Consider the following 25,125-nt stretch of genomic DNA (forward strand, 5'->3'; position numbering starts at 1 on the left):
AATTCTGACTGGAGTCGTTATGGTTGACCGGCACGACTATGTGGCCCTTGAGTGGGTTAAAGGCGAAATTGCCCACACCTTGAAACAGGCCGCCCTGGCGCTGGACGCCTACGCGCAGCAGCCATCTGCCGACACGCTGGCGCAGTGCCTGACATGCATTCATCAAGTGCATGGCAGCTTGCTGATGGTCGAGTTCTACGGTGCCGCCTTGCTGGCTGAAGAGATGGAGCAACTGGTGATTGCCCTGCAGCAGGGCCGCGTCAGCCAGCTCGATGAAGCCCTGCGTTTATTGCATCAAGCCTTCAGCCAATTGCCCTTGTACCTGGACCGCGTGCACAGCGCCCGGCGGGACTGGCCGTTGGTGGTGTTGCCGTTGCTCAACGACTTGCGCACCGCCCGTGGCGAGGCACTGCTCTCGGAAACCAGCCTGTTCAGCCCGCCCTTGCAGGTCTTGCCCGCACTGAGCGCGGCCGAGCTGGCCCGGTTGGCGCCGGCTGAATTGCCGCGTCAGTTGCGCACGCTGCGCCACACCTTGCAGGCCGCGTTTCTGGGTTTGCGACGGGGGGAGGCGGTGCAGGCCAATCTGGAGCAGATGGCCGGTGTGTTCGCGCAACTTCAAACCCTGTGCCAGGGTTCGCCGCTCAACGCCCTGTGGAAAATCGCTGCGGCGCTGGTGGACGGCATGTTCAAAGGCCGGGTGCCCAACAGCCCGGCCCTGCGCAGCCTGCTGAAAAAATCGGACAAGGAACTCAAGCGTCTGCTGGAGCAGGGCATGGTGGCTGTCAACCAGCCTGCGCCCGAAGAGCTGCTCACCAGCCTGCTGTTTTACATCGCCAAGGCCGAGCACCCGACCTCGAAAATGCTTGCGCTGAAAAACCACTACGAGCTGGATGAAGCCATGCCGGATGCGGCGATGGTCGATGAAGAACGGGCGCGGCTGGCCGGCCCTGACCGCGACGCGATGCGCTCTGTTGTGGCGGCATTGTGCGAAGAACTGGTGCGGGTCAAGGAGCGCCTTGACCTGTTTGTGCGCAGCGACCGCTCGCACGTCTCGGAGCTGAGCAGCCTGATGGCGCCCCTGCGCCAGATCGCCGATACCCTGGCCGTGCTGGGTTTTGGTCAGCCGCGTAAAGTGATCATCGACCAATTGGCAGTGGTGCAGAGCATGGCCCAGGGTCAGCGCGAACCCACTGATGCGGTGTTGATGGACGTCGCGGCGGCCCTGCTCTACGTCGAAGCCACACTGGCGGGCATGGTCGGCAGCGTTGAGCCTTCGCAGCGCGAAGAGAGCCGCTTGCCCACCACCGACCTGATGCAAATCCATCAGTTGGTGATCAAGGAATCGCGGATCGGTCTGGAAGAAGTCAAAGACCTGATCACCGACTATCTGGCGGCGGACCGCGACCTCCAGCACTTGCAGCCCGTGCCCGGACTGCTGACGCAAATCCGCGGTGCATTGGCGATGATCCCGCTGAGCCGCGCCGCCAGCTTGCTGCAAGCCTGCCATGACTATCTGGGTGAGCACGTGCTGCTGGGAGCGGCTACCCCCACGGCTCAGCAGCTGGACCACTTGGCCGATGCGCTGATCAGCATCGAGTACTACCTGGAGCGTCTGGCCCTGGACCCCGGTGCCGCGGGTGAGCGGGTGCTGGATCGAGCCGCAGACAGCCTGAAGGCGCTGGGGTACGCCCCGGCCCGGAGCCAGCAACCGTTGCTTGACGATGTGCTGGTGCAGCAGGCCCCGCCGCCACTCGATGGCCCCGAAGACGAGCAGAGCCTGGCCGAGGTGTTGGCCAGCCCGTTGTCGGTGCTTAATCCGCCCGCGCAACACATGCCCACCAGCTTGTTGCCGCCGCCGGTGGATGAAGACCCGGTGGATGAAGAGTTGCTGGAAGTCTTTCTGGAAGAAACTGACGAAGTACTGATCACGCTGCACGATTACTTGCCGCAATGGGTGGCCAACCCTGCGGACAGCGCCGCACTGGCAGAGCTGCGGCGCGGCTTTCATACCCTCAAGGGCAGCGGGCGAATGGTGCGGGCCCTGGTTCTGGCCGAGTTGGCGTGGGCGGTGGAGAACCTGCTGAATCGAGTGATCGAAGGCAGCGTGGCGCCGGGGCCGCAGACCTATCAGTTGCTGGAAGACGCGTTGGTGATGCTGCCGGAGCTGATCCAGGCGTTTGCCGAGCAAAGCCAGCGTCAGCGTGAAGACGTCGACCAGTTGGCCGTGCGGGCACAGCGCCTGGCCAAGGGTGAGCCGCAGCCGCTGCTGATCGCCCGGGACACCAACAGCTTCGACCCGCAGTTGCTGGATATCTTCCGGCAGGAGGCCCAGGCCCACCTCGAACGTCTTGACCGTTTTCTGGACCAGGCCCACGAGCAATTGCCGCTGTACGCCAGTGATGACTTGCAACTGGCCATGCACACCCTCAAAGGCAGCGCGCACATGGCGGGCGTGGTGCGCATGGCCGAACTTGCCGCGGCGATGGATCACCTGGTGCGTGAGTACAAGGCCCATAACATTACCTTGGGGCAGGATGAAATCGAGTTGCTGCTGGAGGCCGACGGCCTGCTGCATCGTGGTCTCAAGCAACTGGACCTTGATCCGCTGGCCGAGATCCACGGTGCCCGTTCCTTGATTGAACGCACTGAGCAACTGATCGCCAGGCGCCTGGAAGCCTTGCTCAATGCCCCTGCGAGCCACTGGGTGGCCAAGCGCGATCCACAGCGTATCAGCGAGTTTCTGGCCCAGAGCATGGACATCCTGTTTGATGCCGAAGACCTGCTGAAAAACTGGCAGCAGAACCCCCATCAGCGCGACGGGCTCGACACCCTGTTGAACGAGCTGACCACCTTGGCCGAGTCCGCGCACCTGCTGGGCTTGCAGCCCATTGATGCGCTGTGTGAAGCCTTGCTCGACCTGTATGGCGCCGTTGAAGAAAGCAGCCTGGCGGCCAGTGAACGATTTTTTCAGGCCGCCGATGACGCCCAGGAAGGGCTGATCAACATGCTCGATCAACTGGCTGCGGGACAGGAAATCACCCCGCAACCCAAGTTGATCCACGCCTTGCACGCGTTGCTGCATGAAGGGTTGGCACCTGATGCCACGGGGCTGATTCGCCGTGATGGCGGCCAGACCCTGGACATCACCGAGCTGGGGGCCGCCACCGAGCAGTTGGGGGGCGGCCAGGATGATGAATACGACGAGGAAATCGTCGAGATCTTCCTCGAAGAGGCGGTGGATATTCTTGAAAGCGCCGGGCAGAGCCTGCAGCGCTGGCTGAGCGCTCCTGACAGTCAGGCTTCGTTGTCTTCCTTGCAGCGCGATTTGCACACCCTCAAGGGCGGTGCGCGCATGGCCGGGATCGAGCCGATTGCCGAACTGGCCCATGAACTGGAGCATCTGTACGAGGGCCTGCTGGACCGGCGCTTGAATGAAAGCCCGGCCCTGGGCCACTTGCTTGAGCGCAGCCATGCACAGCTGGCGGTGATGCTCGAACAACTGCAGCACCAGCAACCCTTGCGCGAGCCTTATGAGCTGATCGAGGCCATTCGCGGGTTTCGTCTGTACAGCCAGTCGCCTGCCGAGCCGGGCAGCATTGCGGCAGAGTCTGAGCCTGAAGTTGCGCAGAGCGGTGGCGACCGGGAACTGCAGGACATCTTCCTGGATGAAGCCTTCGACATTCTCGAAAGCTCCGGTGCGGCCCTGTTGCGCTGGCAAGCCGACCCGCAGAACCACCTTGAGGTCGAAAACCTGCTGCGGGACCTGCACACCCTCAAAGGCGGTGCGCGCATGGTTGAGGTTGCCGCCATTGGCGACTTTGCCCACGAACTTGAAACCCTCTTCGAAGACATCTCCGTAGGGTTTCTGGCGCCCAGCGCCGAACTGTTTCTGTTGTTGCAGCGCTGCCACGACCAGCTTGCGCAAATGTTCGATGCGATGCGCAGCGGCCAGCCGTTGCCTTCGCCCCAGGCGCTGATCGAACAGATCCGCCAGATTGAACGCAACACCCGCCAGGAGGCAGCCGCCAGCACACAGCCCCCGGCGCCGCACAAGCCTGAGCCTGCTGGCGGGCAATTGGCCGAAGGTGAACGCACCGGGCTGGACACCCTCAAGGTGCCGGCCGAGTTGCTGGAAGACCTGGTCAACCTGGCGGGTGAAGCCTCCATCATCCGGGGGCGCATTGAGCAGCAGGTCAACGACGGCCAGGTTGCCCTCAACGAAATGCAGACCACGCTTGAGCGGATGCAGGATCAACTGCGCCGGCTCGACAGCGAAACCCAGGGCCGCCTGCACAGCCGCCCGCACACCGAAGCCGACGGTGTGGCCTACGACGAATTTGACCCGCTGGAAATGGACCGCCATTCCCTGCTGCAGCAACTGTCCCGCGCCTTGTTTGAATCAGCCTCGGACTTGCTCGACCTAAAGGCCACACTGGCGGCGCGTACCAGTGATGCCCATGGCCTGCTGCAAAAACAGGCCCGGGTGAACACCCAGTTGCAAGAAGGCCTCATGGGCACGCGCATGGTGCCGTTCGAGCGTGTGTTGCCGCGCCTCAAACGCGTCGTGCGCCAGGTTGCCAGCGAACTGGGCAAGCAGGTTGAGTTCAGCGTGATCAATGCCGAAGCCGAAATCGACCGCAACGTTCTGGAGCGCATGGTTGCGCCGCTGGAACACATGTTGCGCAACGCCGTCGACCACGGCCTCGAGCCCGCCGGCATCCGCCAGGCCAGTGGCAAGCCGGAGCGCGGCCTGATCAGCCTGGAACTGTCGTATGAGGGCGGCGACGTGGTGTTCGACATGCGTGACGATGGCGCCGGCGTGCCCCTTGAAGCCGTGCGCCGCAAAGCCATTTTGCGCGGTCTGCTGGACCCCGATGCGCCGGCCAGCGACCGCGAGGTGTTGCAGTTCATCTTGCAGCCGGGGTTCTCCACCGCAGAAAAAATCACCCAGATCTCCGGGCGCGGCGTCGGCATGGACGTGGTTCACGAAGAAGTGCGCCAGCTGGGCGGTAGCATGACCATCGACTCGGTGGCCGGGCAGGGTGTGCACTTCCAGATTCGCCTGCCGTTCAGTGTCTCGCTCAACCGCGCATTGATGGTGCAATGCGCTGACGAGCAATACGCCATCGCGCTCGACACCGTCGAAGGCATCGTGCGCGTGATGCCCAACGAGCTGGAAGGCTATTACCAGCTCAACCCGCCGCTGTATCACTACGGCGGGCAAACCTACGAATTGCGTTACCTAGGCGAGCTGTTGCAAACCGTGGGCAAACCCAAGCTCGTGGGCGAGAGTCATTCCTTGCCGGTGTTGCTGGTGCATTGCCAGGATCAGCGCGTGGCGTTGCAAGTCGACGCCCTGGCGGGCTCACGCGAGATCGTGGTCAAAAGCCTCGGCCCGCAATTTACCGGGGTTCAAGGGTTGTCGGGTGCAACCATTCTGGGGGATGGCCGGGTGGTGCTGATCCTCGATCTGATGGCCTATATTCGTGCCCACCAAGCGCGACAGCCGCTACAGCGGGCGCATCACGAGGCGGTCGGGGCGCTGGAGTTCACCCCGGCCGTACGCCCGCCGCTGGTACTGGTGGTCGATGACTCGGTCACCGTGCGCAAAGTCACCAGCCGTCTGCTGGAACGCAACGGCATGAACGTCATCACGGCCAAAGACGGGGTGGATGCCATGAGCGTGCTGGAAGAGCACATCCCCGACCTGATGCTGCTGGACATTGAAATGCCGCGCATGGACGGCTTCGAAGTCGCCACCCGCGTGCGCAACGACCCGCGCCTCAAAGACCTGCCGATCATCATGATCACCTCGCGCACCGGGCAGAAACACCAGAACCGGGCGATGGCCATTGGCGTCAACGACTACCTGGGCAAACCGTATCAAGAGTCGGTGTTGCTGGAACGCATCGCCTACTGGAGCAATTTCCATGCTTGACCATCGCGTGGGCAGCCTGACCGGCCTGTTGCTCCCCCTGGCGGATCGCTATCTGTTGTTGCCCAACGTTGCGATTGCCGAACTGATCGGCTGGCAGCGCGGCGACCCCAGCAGCGACTCCCCGCCCTGGCACCTGCGCCAGATCACCTGGCGCGACCACCAACTGCCGCTGATCAGCTTTGAAGCGGCCTGTGGCAGCCCCATCGTGATAGGCGAGCGGGCGCGCATCGTGGTGCTTAACACCTTGGGCGGCGATCCCCGGCTCAAATTTATCGCCATGGTGGTGCAAGGCATCCCGCGCTCCTACCGGCTCGATAGCCAACTGAGTTTTGTCGACGTGCCGCTATGCCCGCTGGAGCGCGCGGCGGTGCAGGTGGGCGACCACGTGGCGAAGATCCCGGACTTGCTGGCGCTGGAGAGGTTGGTACGCGGGGAGAGCGCCTTGTAGCCGCTGACGAGGGGCGGGGCTGTGATGGGCGGCGAAGCGGCCCAGGTATGATGAAGGTCCTTCGGCCCTTGTCGCAGCCTCGCTACGCTCCTCAGCGGCTACACGTTTTGTGCAGATGGTGCTGTCGACGAACGTGGCATTGCCCTTTAAGTTCGCAACCTTGACCCTTATCTCCTATCAAAGTGACGCAGTCGCACAATCAGTTCTTGAGGATGTTGCACATGTATCACGGCGAAAAACTTAACGCCTGGACTCACCTGCTGGGGGCTGTTGCAGCCACAGTGGGCAGTATTTGGTTATTGGTGATGGCGTGCCTCGATGGCAGCCCGCAGAAGATTGTGAGTGTGGCGATTTATGGCGTCACGCTGGTGTTGCTGTACAGCGTTTCAACCGTGTACCACAGCGTGCGCGGGCGCTCGAAGGTGATCATGCAGAAGTTCGATCATCTGTCGATTTACCTGCTGATCGCCGGCAGTTACACGCCGTTTTGCCTGGTCACGTTGCACGGGCCCTGGGGTTGGTCGCTGTTCGGGATCGTGTGGGGCATGGCGGTGATCGGCATGCTGCAAGAGATCAAGCCGCGCTCCGAGGCGCGCATTCTGTCCATCGTGATTTACGCGGTGATGGGCTGGATTGTGCTGGTGGCCGTCAAGCCGTTGCTGGCGGCACTGGGCACCGCCGGCTTTATCTGGCTGGCCACGGGCGGGGTGATGTACACCGTGGGGATTATCTTTTTTGCCCTGGACCACCGCCTGCGCCACGCCCACGGCATTTGGCACCTGTTCGTGATTGCCGGCAGCCTGCTGCACTTTGTGGCCATCGCGCATTATGTGATCTGATTCAGGGCAATTTTTTAGTGTCACTGCGAACTTGCGCGTGACTGATCAGGGCAAAAATAAAGCTGCCACCGATGATATTGCCGGCCAGGGTCGGGCCGGCAAATATCAGCCAGAAGTCCTTCCATGGCAGTTCGCCCGCAAACACCAGATACGACACTTCGGCCGTACCGACCACGATGTGGGTGAAGTCCCCCAGGGCCATCAGGTAGGTGATGAGGATAATGATCCACATCTTGGCGCTTTCCATGGACGGGATCATCCACACCATCGTCGCGATCATCCAGCCTGAGATGATGCCCTTGGAAAACATCTGACTGACGTCGTTTTCCATGACCTTGTGCCCTATTTCCAGAAAGGCCTTGTCGGTCTGGGTGTCGAAGATCGGCAGGTGCAACATCACATAAGCCACCAGCAAGGTGCCGATCAGGTTGCCCACCAGCACCACGGCCCACAATCGGAACAGCCGCCCGAAATTGCTCAGCGTGGGTTTGCTCATAATCGGCAATACGGCAGTGAGGGTGTTTTCGGTGAACAGTTGCTGGCGGGAAAGGATGACGGCCAAAAAACCTGCGCAGTAGCCGAAGCTGGCAATGACCTTGAAGGCTTCGCCACTGGGCAGGCGCGAGTTGAGCAAGCCCATGGCCATAAGCGACAGGCCCATCGTGAGCCCGGCGGCCAGCGCTGACCAGAACAAGGCGGCGATGCTGCGCTCCAGTTCCTGGTCGCCCTGCAAGCGGATGATTTCGTGCAAGACCGCTGCACGCGGTGGCTGGTTTTTGGTGACGTCGTGCTCTTCTTCAGCCGACAGGTTGGGGGTTTTGCCGGACTTTTTGGTATCCATGAGCTTCATGACCGTTGCGTGTGTAAAGGTACGACACGCATGGACTGTAGCTGTTCACTCAAAGCCTGCAGCCGCTGCCGCAGGCTGCGACAAGGGCCAAAGGACCTTCGCTTCACTCTGCAACAACGGGGCCGCTTCGCAGTCCGTCGCAGCCTCGTACCTCGTCAGCGGCTACAAGTCAGGCATCAAACCCGGTTGTCAGTCCTGAAACTGGTCTTTGACGTATTTGATTTCAGTACGCCCGTGCGGCGCCGGCAGGCCGTCTTCGCCCAGGTTGACGAAGACCATTTTGTCGACGGTCAGGATGCTTTTGCGGGTGATCTTGTTGCGCACTTCGCAGGTCAGCGTGATCGAGGTGCGGCCGAACTCGGTGGCGGTGATGCCCAGCTCGATGATGTCGCCCTGGCGTGAGGCGCTGACAAAGTTGATTTCGGAGATGTACTTGGTCACCACGCGCTGGTTGCCCAGCTGGACGATGGCGTAGATCGCGGCCTCTTCGTCGATCCAGCGCAGCAGGCTGCCACCGAACAGGGTGCCGTTGGGGTTGAGGTCTTCAGGTTTAACCCATTTGCGGGTGTGAAAATTCATATTCGCTCCTGACCGTCGTTCCATTAGTTACTGGTCATGATGGCAGACCACAGCGCTTAGCTCTATTAGCCTTGGACTATGGTCTCGATAAGGCAATTGAAAAAGCCTTGGGAAGAACCGGCCGGATGGCTATAATCAGCACCGCTTCAAAACGGTCATATTTACCCAGTACCGTTCCCGCCACCTGTCCGAGGGGCGCTGCAGCAGGTTCAACCTGTCAGGCTCGGATGGGGCGTTGTTTGTTCAGGGCTCCCTGTTCAGGCACTAAACGCACAACGGCGCCCATTCGCGATTAAACGAATGGAGGCTCTTAATGAGCGCTGTAAACACGCCTGCAGGTTTTACCGACTATAAAGTCGCTGATATGTCCCTCGCCCCATGGGGCCGTCGCGAAACCTTCATCGCTGAGTCCGAAATGCCAGCCCTGATGGGTCTGCGTCGCCGTTATGCAGCAGAACAACCGCTCAAGGGCGCGAAGATTCTGGGCTGCATCCACATGACCATCCAGACTGCCGTACTGATCGAAACCCTGGTTGCCCTGGGTGCCGAAGTGCGTTGGTCCTCGTGCAACATCTTCTCGACTCAGGATCAGGCTGCTGCCGCGATCGCTGCTGCCGGTATCGCGGTTTTCGCCTGGAAAGGCGAGACTGAAGAAGAGTACGAGTGGTGCCTTGAGCAAACCATCCTCAAAGATGGCGAGCCTTGGGACGCCAACATGATCCTCGACGACGGCGGCGACCTGACCGAGCTGCTGCACAAGAAATACCCGGCCATGCTGAAAAAGATCCACGGCGTGACTGAAGAAACCACCACCGGCGTACACCGTCTGCTGGACATGCTGGCCAAAGGCGAGCTGATGATCCCTGCGATCAACGTGAACGACTCGGTTACCAAAAGCAAAAACGACAACAAGTACGGCTGCCGTCACAGCCTGAACGATGCCATCAAGCGTGGTACTGACCACCTGCTGTCCGGCAAACAAGCACTGGTCATCGGCTACGGCGACGTGGGCAAGGGTTCGGCTCAGTCCCTGCGTCAGGAAGGCATGATCGTTAAAGTGTCGGAAATCGACCCGATCTGCGCCATGCAAGCGTGCATGGACGGCTACGAAGTGGTTTCGCCGTTCATCAACGGCCAGAACGACGGTACTGCTGCCAGCATCGACGCGGCACTGCTGGGCAAGATCGACCTGATCGTGACCACCACCGGTAACGTCAACGTGTGCGACAAGAACATGCTGGCTGCGCTGAAAAAACGCGCCGTAGTGTGCAACATCGGTCACTTCGACAACGAAATCGACACCGCTTTCATGCGCAAAAACTGGGCATGGGAAGAAGTGAAGCCACAGGTTCACAAGGTTCACCGTACTGGCCTGGGCGAATTCGACCCACAGAACGATGACTACCTGATCCTGCTGGCCGAAGGCCGTCTGGTTAATCTGGGCAACGCCACAGGTCACCCAAGCCGCATCATGGACGGCTCGTTCGCCAACCAGGTTCTGGCTCAGATCTTCCTGTTCGCACAGAAATACGCTGACCTGCCTGCCGAGCTGCAAGCCGAGCGTCTGACGGTAGAAGTTCTGCCGAAGAAGCTGGACGAAGAAGTGGCCCTGGAAATGGTTCGCGGCTTCGGTGGCGTTGTAACGCAACTGACCAAGACTCAGGCCGACTACATCGGCGTGACCGTCGAAGGCCCGTTCAAGCCAGACGCTTACCGCTACTGATTAAAAAAGGCGGTCAGGCTTGCACTGACCGCCTTTTTTTTGTGTGAGAGTTCAGCGTCAGGGGGCGCCATAAACCCCCCTTCGCGTACGCAAGGGTATTCCCATGTCTCAAGACCGTCGTTTCAGCTTCGAGTTCTTCCCGACCAAGACCGATGCTGGACATGAAAAACTGATGAACACGGCTCGCCAACTGGCGACCTACAACCCGGATTTTTTCTCCTGCACCTACGGTGCCGGTGGCTCGACCCGCGACCGCACGATCAACACTGTGCTGCAGCTGGAGAGCGAAGTAAAAGTACCTGCCGCTCCGCATTTGTCGTGCGTGGGTGACAGCAAGGCCGATTTGCGCGGCCTGCTGGCCCAGTACAAGGCAGCGGGCATCAAGCGCATTGTTGCACTGCGTGGCGACCTGCCTTCGGGTATGGGTATGGCCAGCGGCGAGTTGCGCTACGCCAATGACCTGGTGAGCTTCATTCGTGAAGAAACCGGCGATCACTTCCATATCGAAGTGGCGGCTTACCCGGAGATGCACCCGCAAGCGCGCAACTTCGAAGACGATATCAACAACTTCGTGCGCAAGGCCAACGCTGGCGCCGACAGTGCGATCACCCAGTATTTCTTCAACGCCGACAGCTACTTCCGTTTTGTCGAGCGCGTGGAAGCTGCGGGCGTGATGATTCCTGTCGTGCCGGGCATCATGCCAATCACCAATTACAGCAAGCTGGCGCGCTTCTCTGACGCCTGCGGCGCTGAAATCCCGCGCTGGATCCGCAAGCAACTTGAAGCCTATGGCGACGATACGCAGAGCATCCAGGCGTTTGGCGAACAGGTGATCAGCGAAATGTGCGAGCGCCTGCTGGTTGGCGGCGCACCGGGGCTGCACTTCTACACCCTCAACCAGGCCGACCCGAGCCTGGCGATCTGGAACAACCTCAAGCTGCCGCGCTGATTCAGAACGTGTAGCCGCTGCCGCAGGCTGCGATAAGGGCCGAAGGGCCTTCGCTTTGCATCCAAGGCGGGGGGCCGCTGCGCTGCCCATCGCAGCCTGCGGCAGCGGCTACAGGGTTTTGGGGTTCTATAAAGCCGTTCAGCAGCATGAAATCGGCGCGCCGTGATTGCTCTGTTATACTCCGGGCTTTCCGCCAGGCTTACGCCCGGCCGCTCGTCCTTGTACAAGTCACTCAACCCCGCTACTGCGCAGCTCTTGCCCGCGCGAGCGGTGCGAATGAGCCTTGTGGACTGGAGCAGGACCGGACGGGATTGCGTCATCTTAAACGCCATTCACGCCAGGCAAGACTATCCCTTTGGGCCAAGCCCTAACTAGAACAGGATTTCTCATGTCCTTTGCTTCCCTCGGTCTCTCCGAGGCTTTAGTCCGCGCCATTGAAGCTGCGGGCTATACCGAGCCTACTCCGGTGCAACAGCGGGCCATTCCCGCCGTGTTGCAAGGTCGCGACCTGATGGTTGCGGCTCAGACAGGTACTGGTAAAACCGGCGGCTTCGCTCTTCCGATCCTGGAAAAGCTGTTCCCCAACGGCCACCCGGACAAATCCCAGCGCCACGGCCCACGCCAGCCACGCGTACTGGTCCTGACCCCGACTCGCGAACTGGCCGCTCAGGTGCACGAGAGCTTCAAGCTCTATGCCCGCGACTTGAAATTCGTCAGCGCCTGCGTTTTCGGCGGTGTTGGCACCAACCCGCAGGTTCAAGCCCTGGCTCGCGGTGTTGACGTACTGGTTGCCTGCCCGGGTCGTTTGCTCGATCTGGCCGGTCAAGGCAGTGTTGACCTGTCCCACGTTGAAATCCTGGTGCTCGATGAAGCCGACCGGATGCTCGACATGGGCTTCGTCCACGACGTGAAGAAAGTGCTCGCCCGTCTGCCGTCCAAGCGTCAGAACCTGCTGTTTTCGGCGACGTTCTCCAAGGACATCACCGATCTGGCCGGCAAGCTGCTGCGCAACCCGGAACGCATCGAAGTTACGCCGCCGAACACCACGGTAGAGCGTATCGAACAGCGTGTTTTCCGTCTGCCGGCCACACACAAGCGTGCCCTGTTGGCGCACTTGATCACCGCAGGCGCCTGGGAACAGGTTCTGGTGTTCACCCGTACCAAACACGGCGCCAACCGTTTGGCCGAATACCTGGACAAGCACGGCCTCAGCGCTGTGGCCATCCACGGTAACAAGAGCCAAAACGCACGGACCAAAGCCCTGGCCGACTTTAAAGCCGGTGCCGTACGCATTCTGGTAGCTACCGACATCGCCGCTCGCGGTCTGGATATCGATCAGCTGCCGCACGTGGTCAACTTCGAGCTGCCAAACGTCGACGAAGACTACGTTCACCGTATCGGCCGTACTGGCCGTGCCGGTCGTTCGGGCGAGGCGATCTCGCTGGTGGCTCCGGACGAAGAAAAACTGCTGAAAAGCATCGAGCGCATGACCAAGCAGAAAATCGCTGATGGCGACCTGATGGGTTTTGACTCCAGCACCGTTGAGGCCGAAAAGCCTGAAGTGCGCGAGCGTCCGGATGTGCGTAACCCGCGCAACCCGCCACGTGGCCCACGCGGCGACGGTCCGGGTAACCCGGGCGGTGGCGGCGGTCGTAAAGACAAAGGCAAGGAAAAGAGCAAAGAGAAGCCAGCGGCTGCTCGCAGCGAGCGTCCTGCTCGTGAGCAAAAGCCACGCGAAGCTCAGCCTGCCCGCGAACAGCGTCAGCCGGCTCCTCGCTCGGAAGCCAATGCCAACCGCGCGCCGGACGAGTTCCGTGATGACGATGTAGATAATTTTGGTAACCGCGCTGATTACGTCAGCCCGTACCAGAACAAGAACAACCAGAGCCGTGGTCGCCGTCCGGGCGCTCCGGCAGCGGGCACGGGTACTGGTGCAGCACCCGCCGCGCGTACCGGTGGCCGTCAAAACGCCCCGCGTACCGGCACCGGCGCCAGCACTGGCACACCGCCAGCCAAGCGCAGCGGCCCACGCAGCGGCGCTCCACGTGACGGTCAGGCCCGTCGCGAAAACCGTCCGGCTCGTGACGATGCCCGTCAAGAGCCAGCGGTTAAAGGCCCACGTGAGAATCAGCCGAAGATCATGCACAAAGAGTCGAAAAGCGACCGCTTCCCGACGCCTGAGCAGCTCGATCAACTGCCGAACCGTCCTCGTGGCGAAAAGCCTGCGCTGTTGACTCGCAACCGCTGAGTTAACACTGCATAAAAAAACCCGGTCCTGAGACCGGGTTTTTTTTAGCGTAAAAAAGCGTTATTACTTGGCCTTCACGCCTTCCAGCGAGATGTCCAGGGTCAGCGTCTGGTCTGCGCCCGGGCTCTTGATACCGAAGTCGTTCAGGTTCACAGACGTGGTCGCGTTGAAGCCAGCGCGTTCGCCGCCCCACGGATCCTTGCCTTCGCCGTTGAACGTTGCCTTGAACGTCACTGGCTTGGTCACGCCGTGCAGGGTCAGGTCACCCGTTACGTCAGCTGTTTTCTCGCCAGTCGGTACAACCTTGGTCGACTTGAAGGTCGCTTCCGGGTACTTGCTCACGTCCAGGAAATCTTTGCTGGCGATGTGCTTGTCACGTTCTGCGTGGTTGGAGAACAGGCTTGCGGTTTTCAGGGTGACGTCAATTTTGCTGTCGGCAGGCTTGGCAGCATCCCACGAGAACGTGCCGCTCCAGTCCTTGAAAGTACCGTGAATGAAGCTGAAGCCCAGGTGGCTGACTTTCCAGTCGATAAAGGCGTGCTGGCCTTCCTTGTCGATGGTGTAGTCAGCAGCCATGGCCTGACCTGCGGTCAGCAGTGCAGTACCGAGAGCCAGCGCAGCGAGGGTCTTTTTCAACATACGTTCTATTCCTTTTGAGTTGAGGTTGGGCATCAGGCTTTGCGCCCCAGCATACGAACCAGGGTTGCATCACGATCTATAAAGTGGTGTTTCAACGCGATAAGGCCATGCAAACCGGCAAAAACCACCACGGCCCAGGCCAGCCACAGATGCACGACACCTGCCACATCAGCCTGGTCGGGCAGGTTGGAAATCAGTGCAGGTACTTCAAACAGACCGAAAACCGGGATCCCCACGCCTTCAGAGGTGGAAATCAGGTAGCCGGCGATCATCACGGCAAACAAACCCAGATACAAAAAACCATGCCCGAGTTTGGCACCGATTTGTGTTGCCCGGCTGTAACTGGCCAGTGCCGGTGGTGCCGGGCTGAACCAGATCCATACAACGCGTAGCAGCATTACAGCGAATAGCGTCAGACCAATGCTTTTATGCAGGTCGGGCGCTTCTTTGCGCCAAGGGCTGTAGTAGTCCAGACCGACCATCCACAAACCCAGTGCGAACAACCCGAACACCGCCAACGCAACAGACCAGTGCATGAAGATGCTGACCGCACCATAGCGAGAAGAAGAGTTACGTAGCTGCATGACCAACATCCTGTAGGAACTTGGGTCTTAGACTAATGGTTTACCTATCGATTGAAAGCGCATTTTTTTGCTGCAAGGTATCGATAAATACGATCTGTAGCCTGTGAGGCCGATATTAAGCAAACGTTAACAAGATTTAATGTCGCGCTTGCAGGCCGACCAGCGTCTTTAAGTTCTATACCTGAAATCGTAATGTGTTGTTACACGGTCGCGCATTGCTTAGGCTTGCGCGATTGTTTGCCCGCACACGCCGGGAGCCAGCGCCAGGAGAGTGGAAATGGGCCTGAATAATCAATGGATGCAGCGTGACCTTGCCGTGTTATGGCACCCCTGCACCCAAATGAAAGATCACGAGCAACTGCCGTTGATCCCGATCAAGCGCGGCGAAGGCGTGTGGTTGGAAGACTTCGAAGGCAAGCGTTACCTGGATGCGGTGAGTTCCTGGTGGGTCAATGTGTTTGGCCACTGCAACCCGCGTATCAACCAGCGCATCAAGGATCAGGTCGACCAGCTGGAGCACGTGATTCTTGCCGGGTTCAGTCATCAGCCGGTGATTGAGCTGTCCGAACGACTGGTGAAGATGACGCCTGAAGGTCTGACCCGCTGTTTCTATGCCGATAACGGTTCGTCGTGCATCGAAGTCTCGCTGAAGATGAGCTTTCACTACTGGCTCAATCGCGGCCAGCCGGACAAAAAGCGTTTTGTAACCCTGACAAACAGCTACCACGGTGAAACCATGGCGGCGATGTCGGTGGGTGACGTGCCGTTGTTCACTGAGACCTACAAAGCCTTGCTGCTCGACACAATCAAGGTGCCGAGCCCCGATTGCTACCTGCGCCCTGAGGGCGTGAGCTGGGAAGAGCACTCGCGCACGATGTTTCTGGCCATGGAGCAGACCCTGGCCGAGCATCACGACACCGTTGCTGCAGTAATTGTCGAACCGTTGATCCAGGGCGCGGGCGGCATGCGCATGTATCACCCGGTGTACCTCACGTTGTTGCGTGAAGCCTGTGACCGTTACGGCGTTCACCTGATCCTCGACGAAATCGCGGTGGGCTTTGGCCGCACCGGGACCATGTTCGCGTGTGAGCAGGCAGGCATCACCCCGGACTTCCTGTGCCTGTCCAAGGCGCTGACCGGTGGCTATTTGCCGTTGGCTGCCTGCGTCACCACGGACGAGGTGTACAGCGCGTTCTATGACGATTACCCGACCTTGCGCGCCTTTCTGCATTCCCACAGCTACACGGGCAATCCGCTGGCCTGCGCGGCGGCTTTGGCGACGTTGGATATCTTCGAAGAAGACAACGTGATCGAGAACAACAAGGCGCTGGCTCAGCGCATGGCCAGTGCGACCGCGCATTTGGTTGACCATCCCCATGTCTCTGAAGTGCGCCAGACCGGTATGGTTTTGGCCATCGAAATGGTTCAGGACAAGGCCAGCAAAACCGCTTACCCATGGCAGGAGCGTCGAGGGCTCAAAGTTTTCCAGCATGCACTGGAGCGTGGTGCGCTGTTGCGTCCGCTGGGCAGCGTGGTGTATTTCTTGCCGCCTTACGTGATTACCCCGGAGCAGATCGACTTTTTGGCCGAAGTGGCCAGTGAAGGCATCGATATTGCGACCCGCAACGATATCAGCGTGGCCGTGCCTTCGAACTTCCATCCAGACTTCCGTGACCCGGGCTAACCGGGGCACACCCTGAATCTCCAGTGGGAGCGAGCCTGCTCGCGATGCAGACAACGCGGTTTTAGGATGAACCGTGGTGATGCCATCGCGAGCAGGCTCGCTCCCACAGTCAGTATTCGAACTTTCAGAGAATTTACATGAGATTGTCCCGCTTCTTTATCGACGCTCCCTTGAGCCTTGGTGAACATGAGTTGCCTGAGGCTCAGGCGCATTACATTGGCCGCGTGCTGCGCATGTCAGAGGGCGATGCCCTGCAAGTGTTCGACGGCTCGGGTTACGAGTTTCAAGGGCGCTTGCTGGAAGTCGGCAAAAAACGTGTGCGCGTGCTGCTCGACGAAACCTTCGCCGGGCAAGTCGAATCCCCCTTGGCCATTCACCTCGGTCAGGGCCTGTCCCGTGGCGAGCGCATGGACTGGGCGATTCAGAAGGCCACCGAGCTGGGAGTGACTGAGATCACCCCGATCATGAGCGAGCGCTGCGAAGTGCGGCTCAAGGACGAGCGCGCCGACAAACGCCTGGCTCACTGGCGTCAGGTGGCGATCAGTGCCTGTGAGCAATGCGGCCGTTCGCGGGTGCCAGTGATTCATCCACCGGTGTTGCTCAGTGACTGGATCAAAACCACCGAGGCTGACCTCAAGCTGGTGCTGCACCCGGTATCCGAACCCTTGGCCAGCCATGCCAAACCTGCGCGCCTGGCGTTTTTGATCGGCCCCGAAGGCGGTTTGACCGACAATGAAATCGACCTTGCCCAAGCCGCCGGCTACCTGCCTGCACGCCTTGGCCCGCGGGTATTGCGCACTGAAACGGCACCGGTTGTGGCCCTGGCCGTGGCCCAGCAGTTGTGGGGTGATTTTTAAGTCAGACAAGCGCCCACAGGGATGTGTTGAGCCTGTGGATGTGAGTAACGGGTGTCTGAACCCGCGACTCGTATGTGTAGCCGCTGCCGCAGGCTGCGGCTACAGGATTTCCCCGTTTACTCCACCGGATCACTCACCGGCTTGGCGATGATTTGTTTCAGCTCGGCGGTCATCGGGAACTCAAGGTTCAGGCCGTTGGGCGGGATTGGTTGTTCGAACCAGCGCTGGTAAATGCCGGTGATTTCGCCGGATTGATACAAGTCAGCCAGTGTCTTGTTCACCACCGCCAGGAACTGCGGGTCGTCCTTGCGCACCATGCAGCTGTAGATTTCCCGCGATTGCTCGTCACCCACTACCACCCATTTATGCGGATCGCGGGCTTTGGCGCGTTCGCCGTAGAGCAGTGCGTCGTCCATGTAGAAGGCTACGGCGCGGCCGGTTTCGAGCATCTTGAAGGCCTCGCCGTGGTCTTTGGCGCTGATTACGTTCATGCCCATCTTGTGGTCGGCACTGTAGCTCTTGATAAAGCGCTCGTTGGTGGTGCCCGCCGTGGTGACGACGTTCTTGTCGCGCAAGTCATCGAAGCCTGTGATGCCACTGTCTTTGGCGGTCAGTAACTGGCCTTTGACGTAAATGAACCCATATGAAAACGCCACCTGTTTTTGCCGCTCGGCCGTCACGCCGGTTGAGCCGCATTCCAGGTCGACGGTGCCGTTCTGCACCAGCGGGATGCGGGTTTGCGAGGTCACCAGGTTGTATTTGACCTTTAACGGTTTGTCGCCCACTTGCTGCTGGATTCGTTCGACGATCTTGTTGGCCAACTCCACCGAATAACCCATCGGCTTGCCGCTGTTATCGCCGACATAAGAAAATGGTACCGAGGCATCGCGATAACCCAGGGTAATACTCCCCGAGTCAGCGATTTTTTTCAGCGTGCCCTGCAGCGGAGCTTCATTGGCTTGCACGGTATGGCTGATCAACAGGCCCAGGGTGCAACTGATCAAGGTAAGTTTTTTCATTTTGTTGTTTTCCCTTAAAACAGATTAATGACGAACAGCAATCACGCTTATTTCCACCAACACCTGAGGTCGCGCCAGTTCGGCTTGCAGGGTGGTGCGGGTTGGCGCCTTGCCTGCGGATAGCCAGGCTGACCACACTGCATTCATGGCCGCGAAGTCGCGCTGAATGTTTTGCAGGTAAATTGTGGCGTTAAGAATGTGGTCCTTGTCGCTGCCGGTCTCGGCCAACAGAGCGTCGATCTTGCTCAAGACCTCTTGAGTCTGCGCCGTAATATCTTCGCTTTGCGTGGGCACTTGTCCGGACAGAAATACCAGCGCCTCGAACGTCGCGGCGGCGCTCAAACGGTCATTGCTGTTGAAGCGGTCAATCGTCATCGGTCTTTCCTTCTTGTTGGGTGGTGCACTCACGCGGCCAGGCCTTGCATATCAATGGACGTTTTACGTTGTGCGATCAGCTCGCTCAACAGGCGCCCGCTGCCGCAGGCCAGAGTGAAGCCCAGTGCGCCGTGGCCCAGGTTGAGCCACAGGTTGCGATAGCCGCTGGCGCCAAGGATGGGCACGCCACTGGGGGTTGCAGGACGCATGCCGGCCCACTCGATGGCGTCGTCATAGTTGCCCGATTCCGGGAAGGTACTGGCGGCCAGTTGGCGCATTTGTGCCAGGCGTTTGGGGTCCAGCGAGGGGTCGAAACCGACGATGTCGACCATCGCGGCAATGCGCAATTGCTCGCCGATGCGGGCGTACACAATTTTGCGGTCGTAGTCAGTGATGCTCACGTGGGGTGCTTTTTGCGGGTCGGTGAGGGCCAGCGTGAGGCTATAACCCTTAAGCGGGTACAGCGGCAGGTTCAATCCTGGCAGGCGCAGCGCCGGGCTGTTGTGGCCGGCAGCGAGCACCAGCTGATCGACGGCCAGAACTTCATTGCCCATCTCCACAGCCTGCACCACGCCGTTGGCATGCCGAAGCCGGGTGACGGTTTTCCCCAACATAAAGGTGCAACGGCCGCTGGCCTCCAAACGGGCAGCCAGTTGCTGGCAGAAAGAGTGGCAATCACCGACTTCTTCACTGGGCGTGTAGATGCCGCCGACAAACGCCGACCCCTGCAGGCCCGGCTCCAGGCTGGCGCACTCGCTGGCGGACAGCGCTTGTTGAAATGAGCTGTGGATAACTTTTTTACGGGCTTTATCGAAGTTTGCGGGCTCACGGAACGCCACCAGTTTGCCGTTGCGCTGCCATGCGAAACCTTCCAGGTGGTCCTCTTCGCGCCATTGCTGCAGCGTGGTTTGACTGAGCAGCGCCAGGCGCAGCAAGTGGGCACCATTGCGCTGATTGACCGAACTGCGGCATGCCGCCATAAACGAGGCCAGCCAGCGCCATTGGGCCGGGTCCATGCGCGGGCGGAGTTTGAGCGGCGAGTCCCCGCGCAGCATCCAGCCCATTGCTTGCCAGGGCACCCCGGCATCGGCCAGCGGAGCAACATAGCGGTAGGAAAGCTGGCCGCCATTGGCAAAGCTGGTCTGGCTGCCCAGGGTTGGCTGAGCTTCGATCACGGTCACTTCAAAGCCGTCGCGCACCAATGCATACGCCGTTGCCAGCCCGATAACCCCCCCGCCGATGATGCACACTCGCTTTGCCATATCTGTCCTTGGTCCACTGTTGAGCGGACTTCAGGTTAGGGGTAGGTGACAGGCGGCGAACAATGAATAAAGATGGTCCTCCCATAAACAAAGGTTATGGACTGCTGCCATGCGCTTGCGTCATATCGAGGTGTTCCAGGCTATTCGCCAGACCGGTTCTGTCAGTGCGGCGGCGCAACTGCTGCATGTCTCGCAGCCTGCGGTCAGCAAAGTGTTGCAGCATGCCGAGCAACGGCTGGGCTTTGCGCTGTTTTTACGTGTGCGGGGCAAACTCCAGCCCACCCCCGAGGCGTTGTTGCTGGAGCGTGAAGTCAACAAGGTGACTGAAAGCCTGCAAGGCGTGCAGCGTTTGGCCGAGAGCCTGCGGCGCGAGCCGGGGCACCGGTTGCGTATCGGTAGCACGCCGGCATTGGCCCTGTCGTTGATGCCACCGGTGATCAGTGAGTGGACGCGTCGTTATCCAGATATCAGCTGTGAGCTGGTCAGTGCCCATAGTCGTGAGCTGATACAGAACCTGTTGATGCGCGAACTGGACGTGGCCCTGACCTTCAAGTTGCCTGACCATCCAGGGCTCAAGGCCCAGGCATTGGCCCACGGCGTGCTGGTGGCACTGGCACCGCGCGGGTTCTGGCCGGATGAAACCGAAGGCGTGCCGCTGGCGCTGGATGAACTGGCGGATGCACCGTTGATCGGCCTGAGCAGTGCCGATCCGCTGTTCGCGCACCTGGACAGCTACCTCAAGACAATTGATCCGCCGCCGCGCATCAGCATTGCCGTACAGACCTATTCGTTGGCGCGGGCGATGGTGGAGTCGGGTGCCGGATTGACGGTGATTGATCCGTTTACCGCGCTGGGTGCTTCACGGGCGAGCACGTTGATCCGGCCATTGAGCCCGGCGCTGCCGATTACGCTGTATGCGTTGACCCGGGCGGACGAAGCCCCGGCGCATATGCTGGAAGGGTTGCTGCAACTGTTCGCTGAACGGGCCAGCGAGCAGTTGCAGCGGTTGGCGGGTGGCTAACGGCATTTAAAAATTGTGGGAGCGAGCCTGCTCGCGAAGATCATTCGCGAGCAGGCCGGCTCCCACGGTTGAAGTCATGCTTTATTTCGGCAATGCGTACACCACCACCTGATCGCCCACCTGATCTTTCATGATCGAGTTACCACCCGCGACAAACGCCACGTATTGCCGGCCCTTGTATTCATACACGGCGGGGTTGGCCACGGCGGGGGCCATGACGATGTCCGACCACAGCTCCTTGCCGTCCTCCAGTGCATAGGCGCGCACCTTGGCATCCATGGAAGCGCCGATAAACACCACGCCACCTGCGGTCACTGCAGGGCCACCAATCGTTGGCGAGCCCATGCTCTCAGGCATGTACCAGCCATATTGCTGGACCGCACCCATTGGACGACGCCATTTCACATCACCGGTGCGCATGTCGATCGCCACGATTTCACCGAATGGCGGAGCCCAGCAAGGCATGCCAGCCCAGTTCTGCGCGTTCAGCAGGCTCATCCCGAAAGGTGCGCCGATCTGCGGGTAGAACCCGTTTTCGTTGCCCGCGGTTTTCGGCTGTTTGTCGTAGGACGCGCGATCCCACAGTTTGATCATCTGCACAATGTGCGAGGTGTTCACAATGGCGACCTGGCTGACCGGGTCAAACGCTACACCGCCCCATTGCACGCCCCCGGCACTGTCCGGATAGGCCAGTACGCCGTTGCCTTTGGTGCTGGGTGGCGAGTACATGCCGTTGTATTCCAGGCCGTCCCACATTTTCGAGCACTGGCCAAAACCGACGATGTCTGCAATTTTCCAGATCGGTGGCTTTTTGGACTGGTCCATCAACGGTGCAGGTTTGGTCGGGAATGGTTGGGTGGGCGAGTAGACTTCCCCGGCCACGTCCCCTTGCGGCACCGGGCGTTCTTCAATCGGCCACACGTCCTCACCGGTGCGGCGGTCAACCGTGAACAGGAATCCCATTTTGGTCGCTTGCACCAACGCAGCCACGGGTTTGCCATTGACGGTGATGTCCATCAGCGTCGGCGCGGAGTTTATGTCGTAGTCCCACAAGTCGTGGTGAACCCACTGACGAGACCAGACAACCTTGCCCGTATTGATATCCAGAGCGGTGGTTGAGGTGCCCAGCGGGATCGGGTTGACCCGGTTGCCGCCCCAATAGTTGGGTGAAGGCGAGGACACGGGGATATACAGCAAGCCCAGCGCCGGGTCATAAGACATGGCGGTCCAGATGTTGGCGGTGCCGGTTTTGTCTGCCTCGTCATCCGGGATCGGTTTGAACTCCCACTCCAGTGCGCCTGTGCGGGCGTTGAGGGCAAACAGTGAACCTGGGGATTCAACTTCATACTCCCAGTCTTTACCGGCCCAGCCGACGATCAGCTTGTCACCGATAACGGTGGGTGGTTGCAGCTGGGATAACGGCCATTTGGCGTTGACGGTGTTCCATTGGTTGACGTCCACCACACCGTTTTTGCCGAAGCCTTCGCACGGCTTGCCGGTGTCGGCATCCACCGCATACAGCTGCGCGGTCATGTTGCCCAGATACACCATCTTCTGGCAGGCCACGCCCGCTTGAGGGGTCTTCTCCTGCCAATACGCCACACCGCGTGATTTGAGCGCGGGCTGTGTTTCGGCGACCAGTTGCGACTTGGTGTCGTAGGTCCACTTCTCTTTGCCGGTCTCGGGCTCAAGGGCGATGATCCGGTAAAAAGGCGTGCCGACGTACAGCGTGTCATTGGCAAAAATAGGGGTGGCGGACCAGACCGATGGCGGGATCTTGCCCTTGCCGGTGGACATGTCGCCGGTGAAGTACTGCCAGACCTTGGTCAGTTTGCCGACGTTGTCCTTGTTGATTTGAGTCAGTGGCGAGTACTTCTGCGCACTGAGTTGCCCGTGAAAGCTGTCCCATTCCTTGCCGCTGGGAATGGGCAGTTTGGCGTCTTCGGCAGAGATGCTGGACGGTGCCAGCAACGGTGGTGGAACGGTGTAGGTGTCTTGCGCGTGGGCGTTTGAAACACCTGCCAGCAAGCACAGCGCCGGTGCAGTCAAAAGATGTTTTTTGATCCCGTTCATATCGCGCTCCTTGTTGGCTTGGCGCCAAAGGTTTCAATGACAACACCCACGGCGTAGACCACCAGAACGGCAACGGACCACCAACCGTGCAGCAGGCTCGCGGCGAAAATCGTCCCGATGGCACCGGCCCAACCCAGAAAAATGACGAAGTTTCGCAGGCCCCCTGCCTTGGTTTGAACCAGCAGTACGCCCAAAACAAACAGCACGAATTCGGCAAGCATCGTTGTCATTGCACCCCCGGAATCGGTCACGCCGGACAACGGGGTGAAGAATCGCCAGGCCGTAATGGCCAGGGCGACCAGCGCCGCAATGATCATGATGTAGGCACCGAGATGGCGCCTGGGCGGTGCATAGGCAGCAGAAGTACTCATCCCTTTCTCCTTTCCGATTCATGCCTTCAGGCATCAGGAAAGTGAGTGTAGCCAAGGCGGGGGAAATCACCGGGATGAGGTGCTGCGACAGGAGCTTTGTAGCCGCTGCCGAGGCACGAAGGCTGCGATCGGGTTGGTGCGCAACTGCGACACAGTGCTCGTAAACAAAAAGGCTGCGATTTATCTGACACAGCGACGTGTCATATAAATCGCAGCCTTCGTTCCTCGGCAGCGGCTACAGGAATCTCTGGCGCGGATCAGTGCGCTTGCTCAGCCTCCACCGGCGCATCCTTGGTCACATGCTTGACCAGTTTGCCGATGGTCAAACCCTGGAACAGGATCGACGACAGCACCACGATGTAGGTGATACTCAGGATCAGATCGCGTTCCGGGCCCAGCGGCAAGGCCAGGGCCAGCGCCACCGAAACACCGCCGCGCAGGCCGCCCCAGGTCAGGATGCGGATGGTGCCGCGGGGCACGGTGCGCCAGCGGCGCAGCAACACAATGGCCGGGGCCACGGTCAACAGGCGCGAGAGCAAAATGGCCACGGCCAGTACGCTGGCAGCCAGCAAATGCAGCCACGAGAATGGCAGCAGCAACAGCTCCATGCCGATCAGCGCAAACAGCAGCGCGTTAAGCATGTCATCGAGCAACTCCCAGAAACCGTCCATGTAGCGACGGGTCATCTCGTTCATGGCCTTGTTGCGGCCCAGATTACCGATGATCAGACCGGCGACCACCATCGCAATCGGCGCCGACACATGCAGCTCACTGGCCATGGCCGAACCGCCAATCACCAGTGCCAGGGTCAGCATCACTTCGATCTGGTATTGCTCGATGCTCTTGATCATCCGGTACACCAGATAACCGATCAGACCACCGAACACCACGCCGCCAATGGCTTCGTGGGCAAACAGCATTGCCGTGGCGCTCAGGCTAGGGGTTTCGCCCAGTTGCACAATGCCCAGCAACACGGTGAACACCACAACGGCAGTGCCGTCATTGAATAGCGACTCGCCGACGATGGTGGTTTTCAGCGGCTTGGAGGCGTTGGCGGTACGCAATACACCGAGCACGGCAATCGGGTCGGTGGGGGAGATCAGGGCGCCGAACAACAGGCAGTACAGGAAGCTGATATGCCAGCCGAACAAGCCGAAAATCCAGTACGCCAAGCTGCCGATCACCGTGGTGGCGATCAACACGCCGACCGTGGCCAGCAGACCAATGGGCCAGCGATAGCTGCGTACGTCGCTGAAGTTCACGTGCAGGGCACCGGCAAACAGCAGGAATGACAGCATCCAGTTCATCAGCAGATCGCCGAAGTCGATCTGGCCGATCAGTTCCTGCACGCGCTCTTCGAGGCCCGGGTAACCGATAAAACTCAAACCTTGCAACAGCAACGAAAACATAAGGGCGGTGACCATCACGCCAATCGTCGGCGGCAGGCCGATAAAGCGGAAGTTCACGTAAGTCAGTAGTGAGGTCAGGCAGATAAACGCAGCAACAAGCTCAAGCATCCGGGATCCTGTGGTGGCGAGAGTGAATGGAAACCCGATAGGGTCGGGCTATGTTTGGATGCAGACGGGGGCGTCAGGGGCACATCCCCGGGGTGCGGCAAACGGACGCGAAGTCCGAGGTCATTGACCACGGGGTTGCACTGAGGTTG

Annotated in this window: 19 protein-coding genes and 1 riboswitch; of the genes, 9 read left to right on the forward strand and 10 right to left on the reverse strand. The window is 59.9% G+C overall.

Annotated features, from left to right (window positions below; genetic code table 11):
- Nucleotides 1-19: 19 nt before the first annotated feature.
- From BLW11_RS05540 to trhA, 3 genes are all read left to right on the forward strand, one after another.
- On the forward strand, nt 20-5,938 hold the full coding sequence (locus BLW11_RS05540) for an Hpt domain-containing protein (protein ID WP_048361242.1): 5,919 nt from the start codon (nt 20-22) through the stop codon (nt 5,936-5,938).
- Nucleotides 5,931-6,386, forward strand: a complete 456-nt coding sequence (locus tag BLW11_RS05545) for a chemotaxis protein CheW (RefSeq protein WP_048361241.1) — start codon at nt 5,931-5,933, stop codon at nt 6,384-6,386. Before BLW11_RS05540 ends, BLW11_RS05545 begins: the two co-directional genes overlap by 8 nt.
- Before the next feature lie 221 nt (nt 6,387-6,607).
- Nucleotides 6,608-7,225: a PAQR family membrane homeostasis protein TrhA gene (gene trhA / locus BLW11_RS05550; RefSeq protein WP_048361240.1), complete on the forward strand. Its 618-nt coding sequence runs from the start codon at nt 6,608-6,610 to the stop codon at nt 7,223-7,225.
- 1 nt (nt 7,226) lies between these two features.
- On the opposite strand, the gene BLW11_RS05555 is transcribed toward trhA, so the two are convergent.
- Nucleotides 7,227-8,066, reverse strand: coding sequence for a formate/nitrite transporter family protein (locus tag BLW11_RS05555; protein WP_048361239.1), 840 nt, complete (start codon nt 8,064-8,066; stop codon nt 7,227-7,229).
- A 198-nt stretch (nt 8,067-8,264) separates the two neighbouring features.
- Complete coding sequence (locus BLW11_RS05560; protein WP_048361238.1) at nt 8,265-8,654, reverse strand: acyl-CoA thioesterase; 390 nt, start codon at nt 8,652-8,654, stop codon at nt 8,265-8,267.
- A 184-nt stretch (nt 8,655-8,838) separates the two neighbouring features.
- Nucleotides 8,839-8,945: riboswitch (S-adenosyl-L-homocysteine riboswitch) on the forward strand.
- A 22-nt stretch (nt 8,946-8,967) separates the two neighbouring features.
- Between BLW11_RS05560 and ahcY the strand changes: the two genes are divergently transcribed.
- The 3 genes from ahcY to rhlE2 all read left to right on the forward strand — a co-directional run bounded on the left by ahcY (nt 8,968) and on the right by rhlE2 (nt 13,574).
- Nucleotides 8,968-10,377, forward strand: coding sequence for an adenosylhomocysteinase (ahcY, locus tag BLW11_RS05565; RefSeq protein ID WP_048361237.1), 1,410 nt, complete (start codon nt 8,968-8,970; stop codon nt 10,375-10,377).
- A 103-nt stretch (nt 10,378-10,480) separates the two neighbouring features.
- Nucleotides 10,481-11,326 carry a methylenetetrahydrofolate reductase [NAD(P)H] gene (gene metF / locus BLW11_RS05570; protein ID WP_048361236.1) on the forward strand — a complete coding sequence of 282 codons (846 nt, stop codon included), beginning with the start codon at nt 10,481-10,483 and terminating at the stop codon, nt 11,324-11,326.
- A gap of 388 nt (nt 11,327-11,714) precedes the next feature.
- Nucleotides 11,715-13,574 carry an RNA helicase RhlE2 gene (gene rhlE2 / locus BLW11_RS05575; protein ID WP_048361235.1) on the forward strand — a complete coding sequence of 620 codons (1,860 nt, stop codon included), beginning with the start codon at nt 11,715-11,717 and terminating at the stop codon, nt 13,572-13,574.
- A 63-nt stretch (nt 13,575-13,637) separates the two neighbouring features.
- Here the strand turns inward: rhlE2 and BLW11_RS05580 are convergent, their stop codons facing one another.
- Nucleotides 13,638-14,213, reverse strand: coding sequence for a YceI family protein (locus tag BLW11_RS05580; RefSeq protein WP_048361234.1), 576 nt, complete (start codon nt 14,211-14,213; stop codon nt 13,638-13,640).
- Between the two features lie 32 nt (nt 14,214-14,245).
- Nucleotides 14,246-14,797 carry a cytochrome b gene (locus BLW11_RS05585; protein ID WP_048361233.1) on the reverse strand — a complete coding sequence of 184 codons (552 nt, stop codon included), beginning with the start codon at nt 14,795-14,797 and terminating at the stop codon, nt 14,246-14,248.
- 277 nt (nt 14,798-15,074) lie between these two features.
- Between BLW11_RS05585 and BLW11_RS05590 the strand changes: the two genes are divergently transcribed.
- Entirely contained in the window at nt 15,075-16,481 is a 1,407-nt protein-coding gene (locus tag BLW11_RS05590; RefSeq protein ID WP_048361232.1) for an adenosylmethionine--8-amino-7-oxononanoate transaminase, read from the forward strand.
- Nucleotides 16,482-16,618: 137 nt separating this feature from the next.
- Nucleotides 16,619-17,338: a 16S rRNA (uracil(1498)-N(3))-methyltransferase gene (locus tag BLW11_RS05595; protein WP_048361231.1), complete on the forward strand. Its 720-nt coding sequence runs from the start codon at nt 16,619-16,621 to the stop codon at nt 17,336-17,338.
- Nucleotides 17,339-17,454: 116 nt separating this feature from the next.
- Here the strand turns inward: BLW11_RS05595 and BLW11_RS05600 are convergent, their stop codons facing one another.
- From BLW11_RS05600 to BLW11_RS05610, 3 genes are read right to left on the reverse strand one after another with little or no spacing between them, the layout of a single operon-like run.
- A complete protein-coding gene (locus BLW11_RS05600) occupies nt 17,455-18,357 on the reverse strand; it encodes a transporter substrate-binding domain-containing protein (protein ID WP_048361230.1) in 903 nt (300 codons plus the stop codon).
- A 24-nt stretch (nt 18,358-18,381) separates the two neighbouring features.
- The gene (locus BLW11_RS05605) at nt 18,382-18,732 is read right to left on the reverse strand and encodes a RidA family protein (protein WP_048361229.1); all 351 of its coding nucleotides are present in this window, start codon (nt 18,730-18,732) and stop codon (nt 18,382-18,384) included.
- 29 nt (nt 18,733-18,761) lie between these two features.
- Nucleotides 18,762-19,994, reverse strand: a complete 1,233-nt coding sequence (locus tag BLW11_RS05610) for a D-amino acid dehydrogenase (RefSeq protein ID WP_048361228.1) — start codon at nt 19,992-19,994, stop codon at nt 18,762-18,764.
- 109 nt (nt 19,995-20,103) lie between these two features.
- On the opposite strand from BLW11_RS05610, the gene BLW11_RS05615 reads away from it, so the two are divergent.
- The gene (locus tag BLW11_RS05615) at nt 20,104-21,015 is read left to right on the forward strand and encodes a LysR family transcriptional regulator (protein ID WP_048361227.1); all 912 of its coding nucleotides are present in this window, start codon (nt 20,104-20,106) and stop codon (nt 21,013-21,015) included.
- Between the two features lie 81 nt (nt 21,016-21,096).
- Here BLW11_RS05615 and BLW11_RS05620 read toward each other — a convergent pair whose 3' ends face one another.
- The 3 genes from BLW11_RS05620 to BLW11_RS05630 form a co-directional block, all read right to left on the reverse strand.
- Entirely contained in the window at nt 21,097-23,088 is a 1,992-nt protein-coding gene (locus tag BLW11_RS05620) for a pyrroloquinoline quinone-dependent dehydrogenase (protein ID WP_048361226.1), read from the reverse strand.
- Entirely contained in the window at nt 23,085-23,459 is a 375-nt protein-coding gene (locus tag BLW11_RS05625) for a hypothetical protein (RefSeq protein WP_048361225.1), read from the reverse strand. The genes BLW11_RS05620 and BLW11_RS05625 overlap by 4 nt, the downstream gene beginning before the upstream one ends.
- 257 nt (nt 23,460-23,716) lie before the next feature.
- The gene (locus BLW11_RS05630) at nt 23,717-24,976 is read right to left on the reverse strand and encodes a cation:proton antiporter (RefSeq protein ID WP_048361224.1); all 1,260 of its coding nucleotides are present in this window, start codon (nt 24,974-24,976) and stop codon (nt 23,717-23,719) included.
- Between the last annotated feature and the right edge of the window lie 149 nt (nt 24,977-25,125).

The sequence above is a fragment of the Pseudomonas deceptionensis genome, assembly GCF_900106095.1.
GTDB classification, from domain to species: domain Bacteria; phylum Pseudomonadota; class Gammaproteobacteria; order Pseudomonadales; family Pseudomonadaceae; genus Aquipseudomonas; species Aquipseudomonas deceptionensis.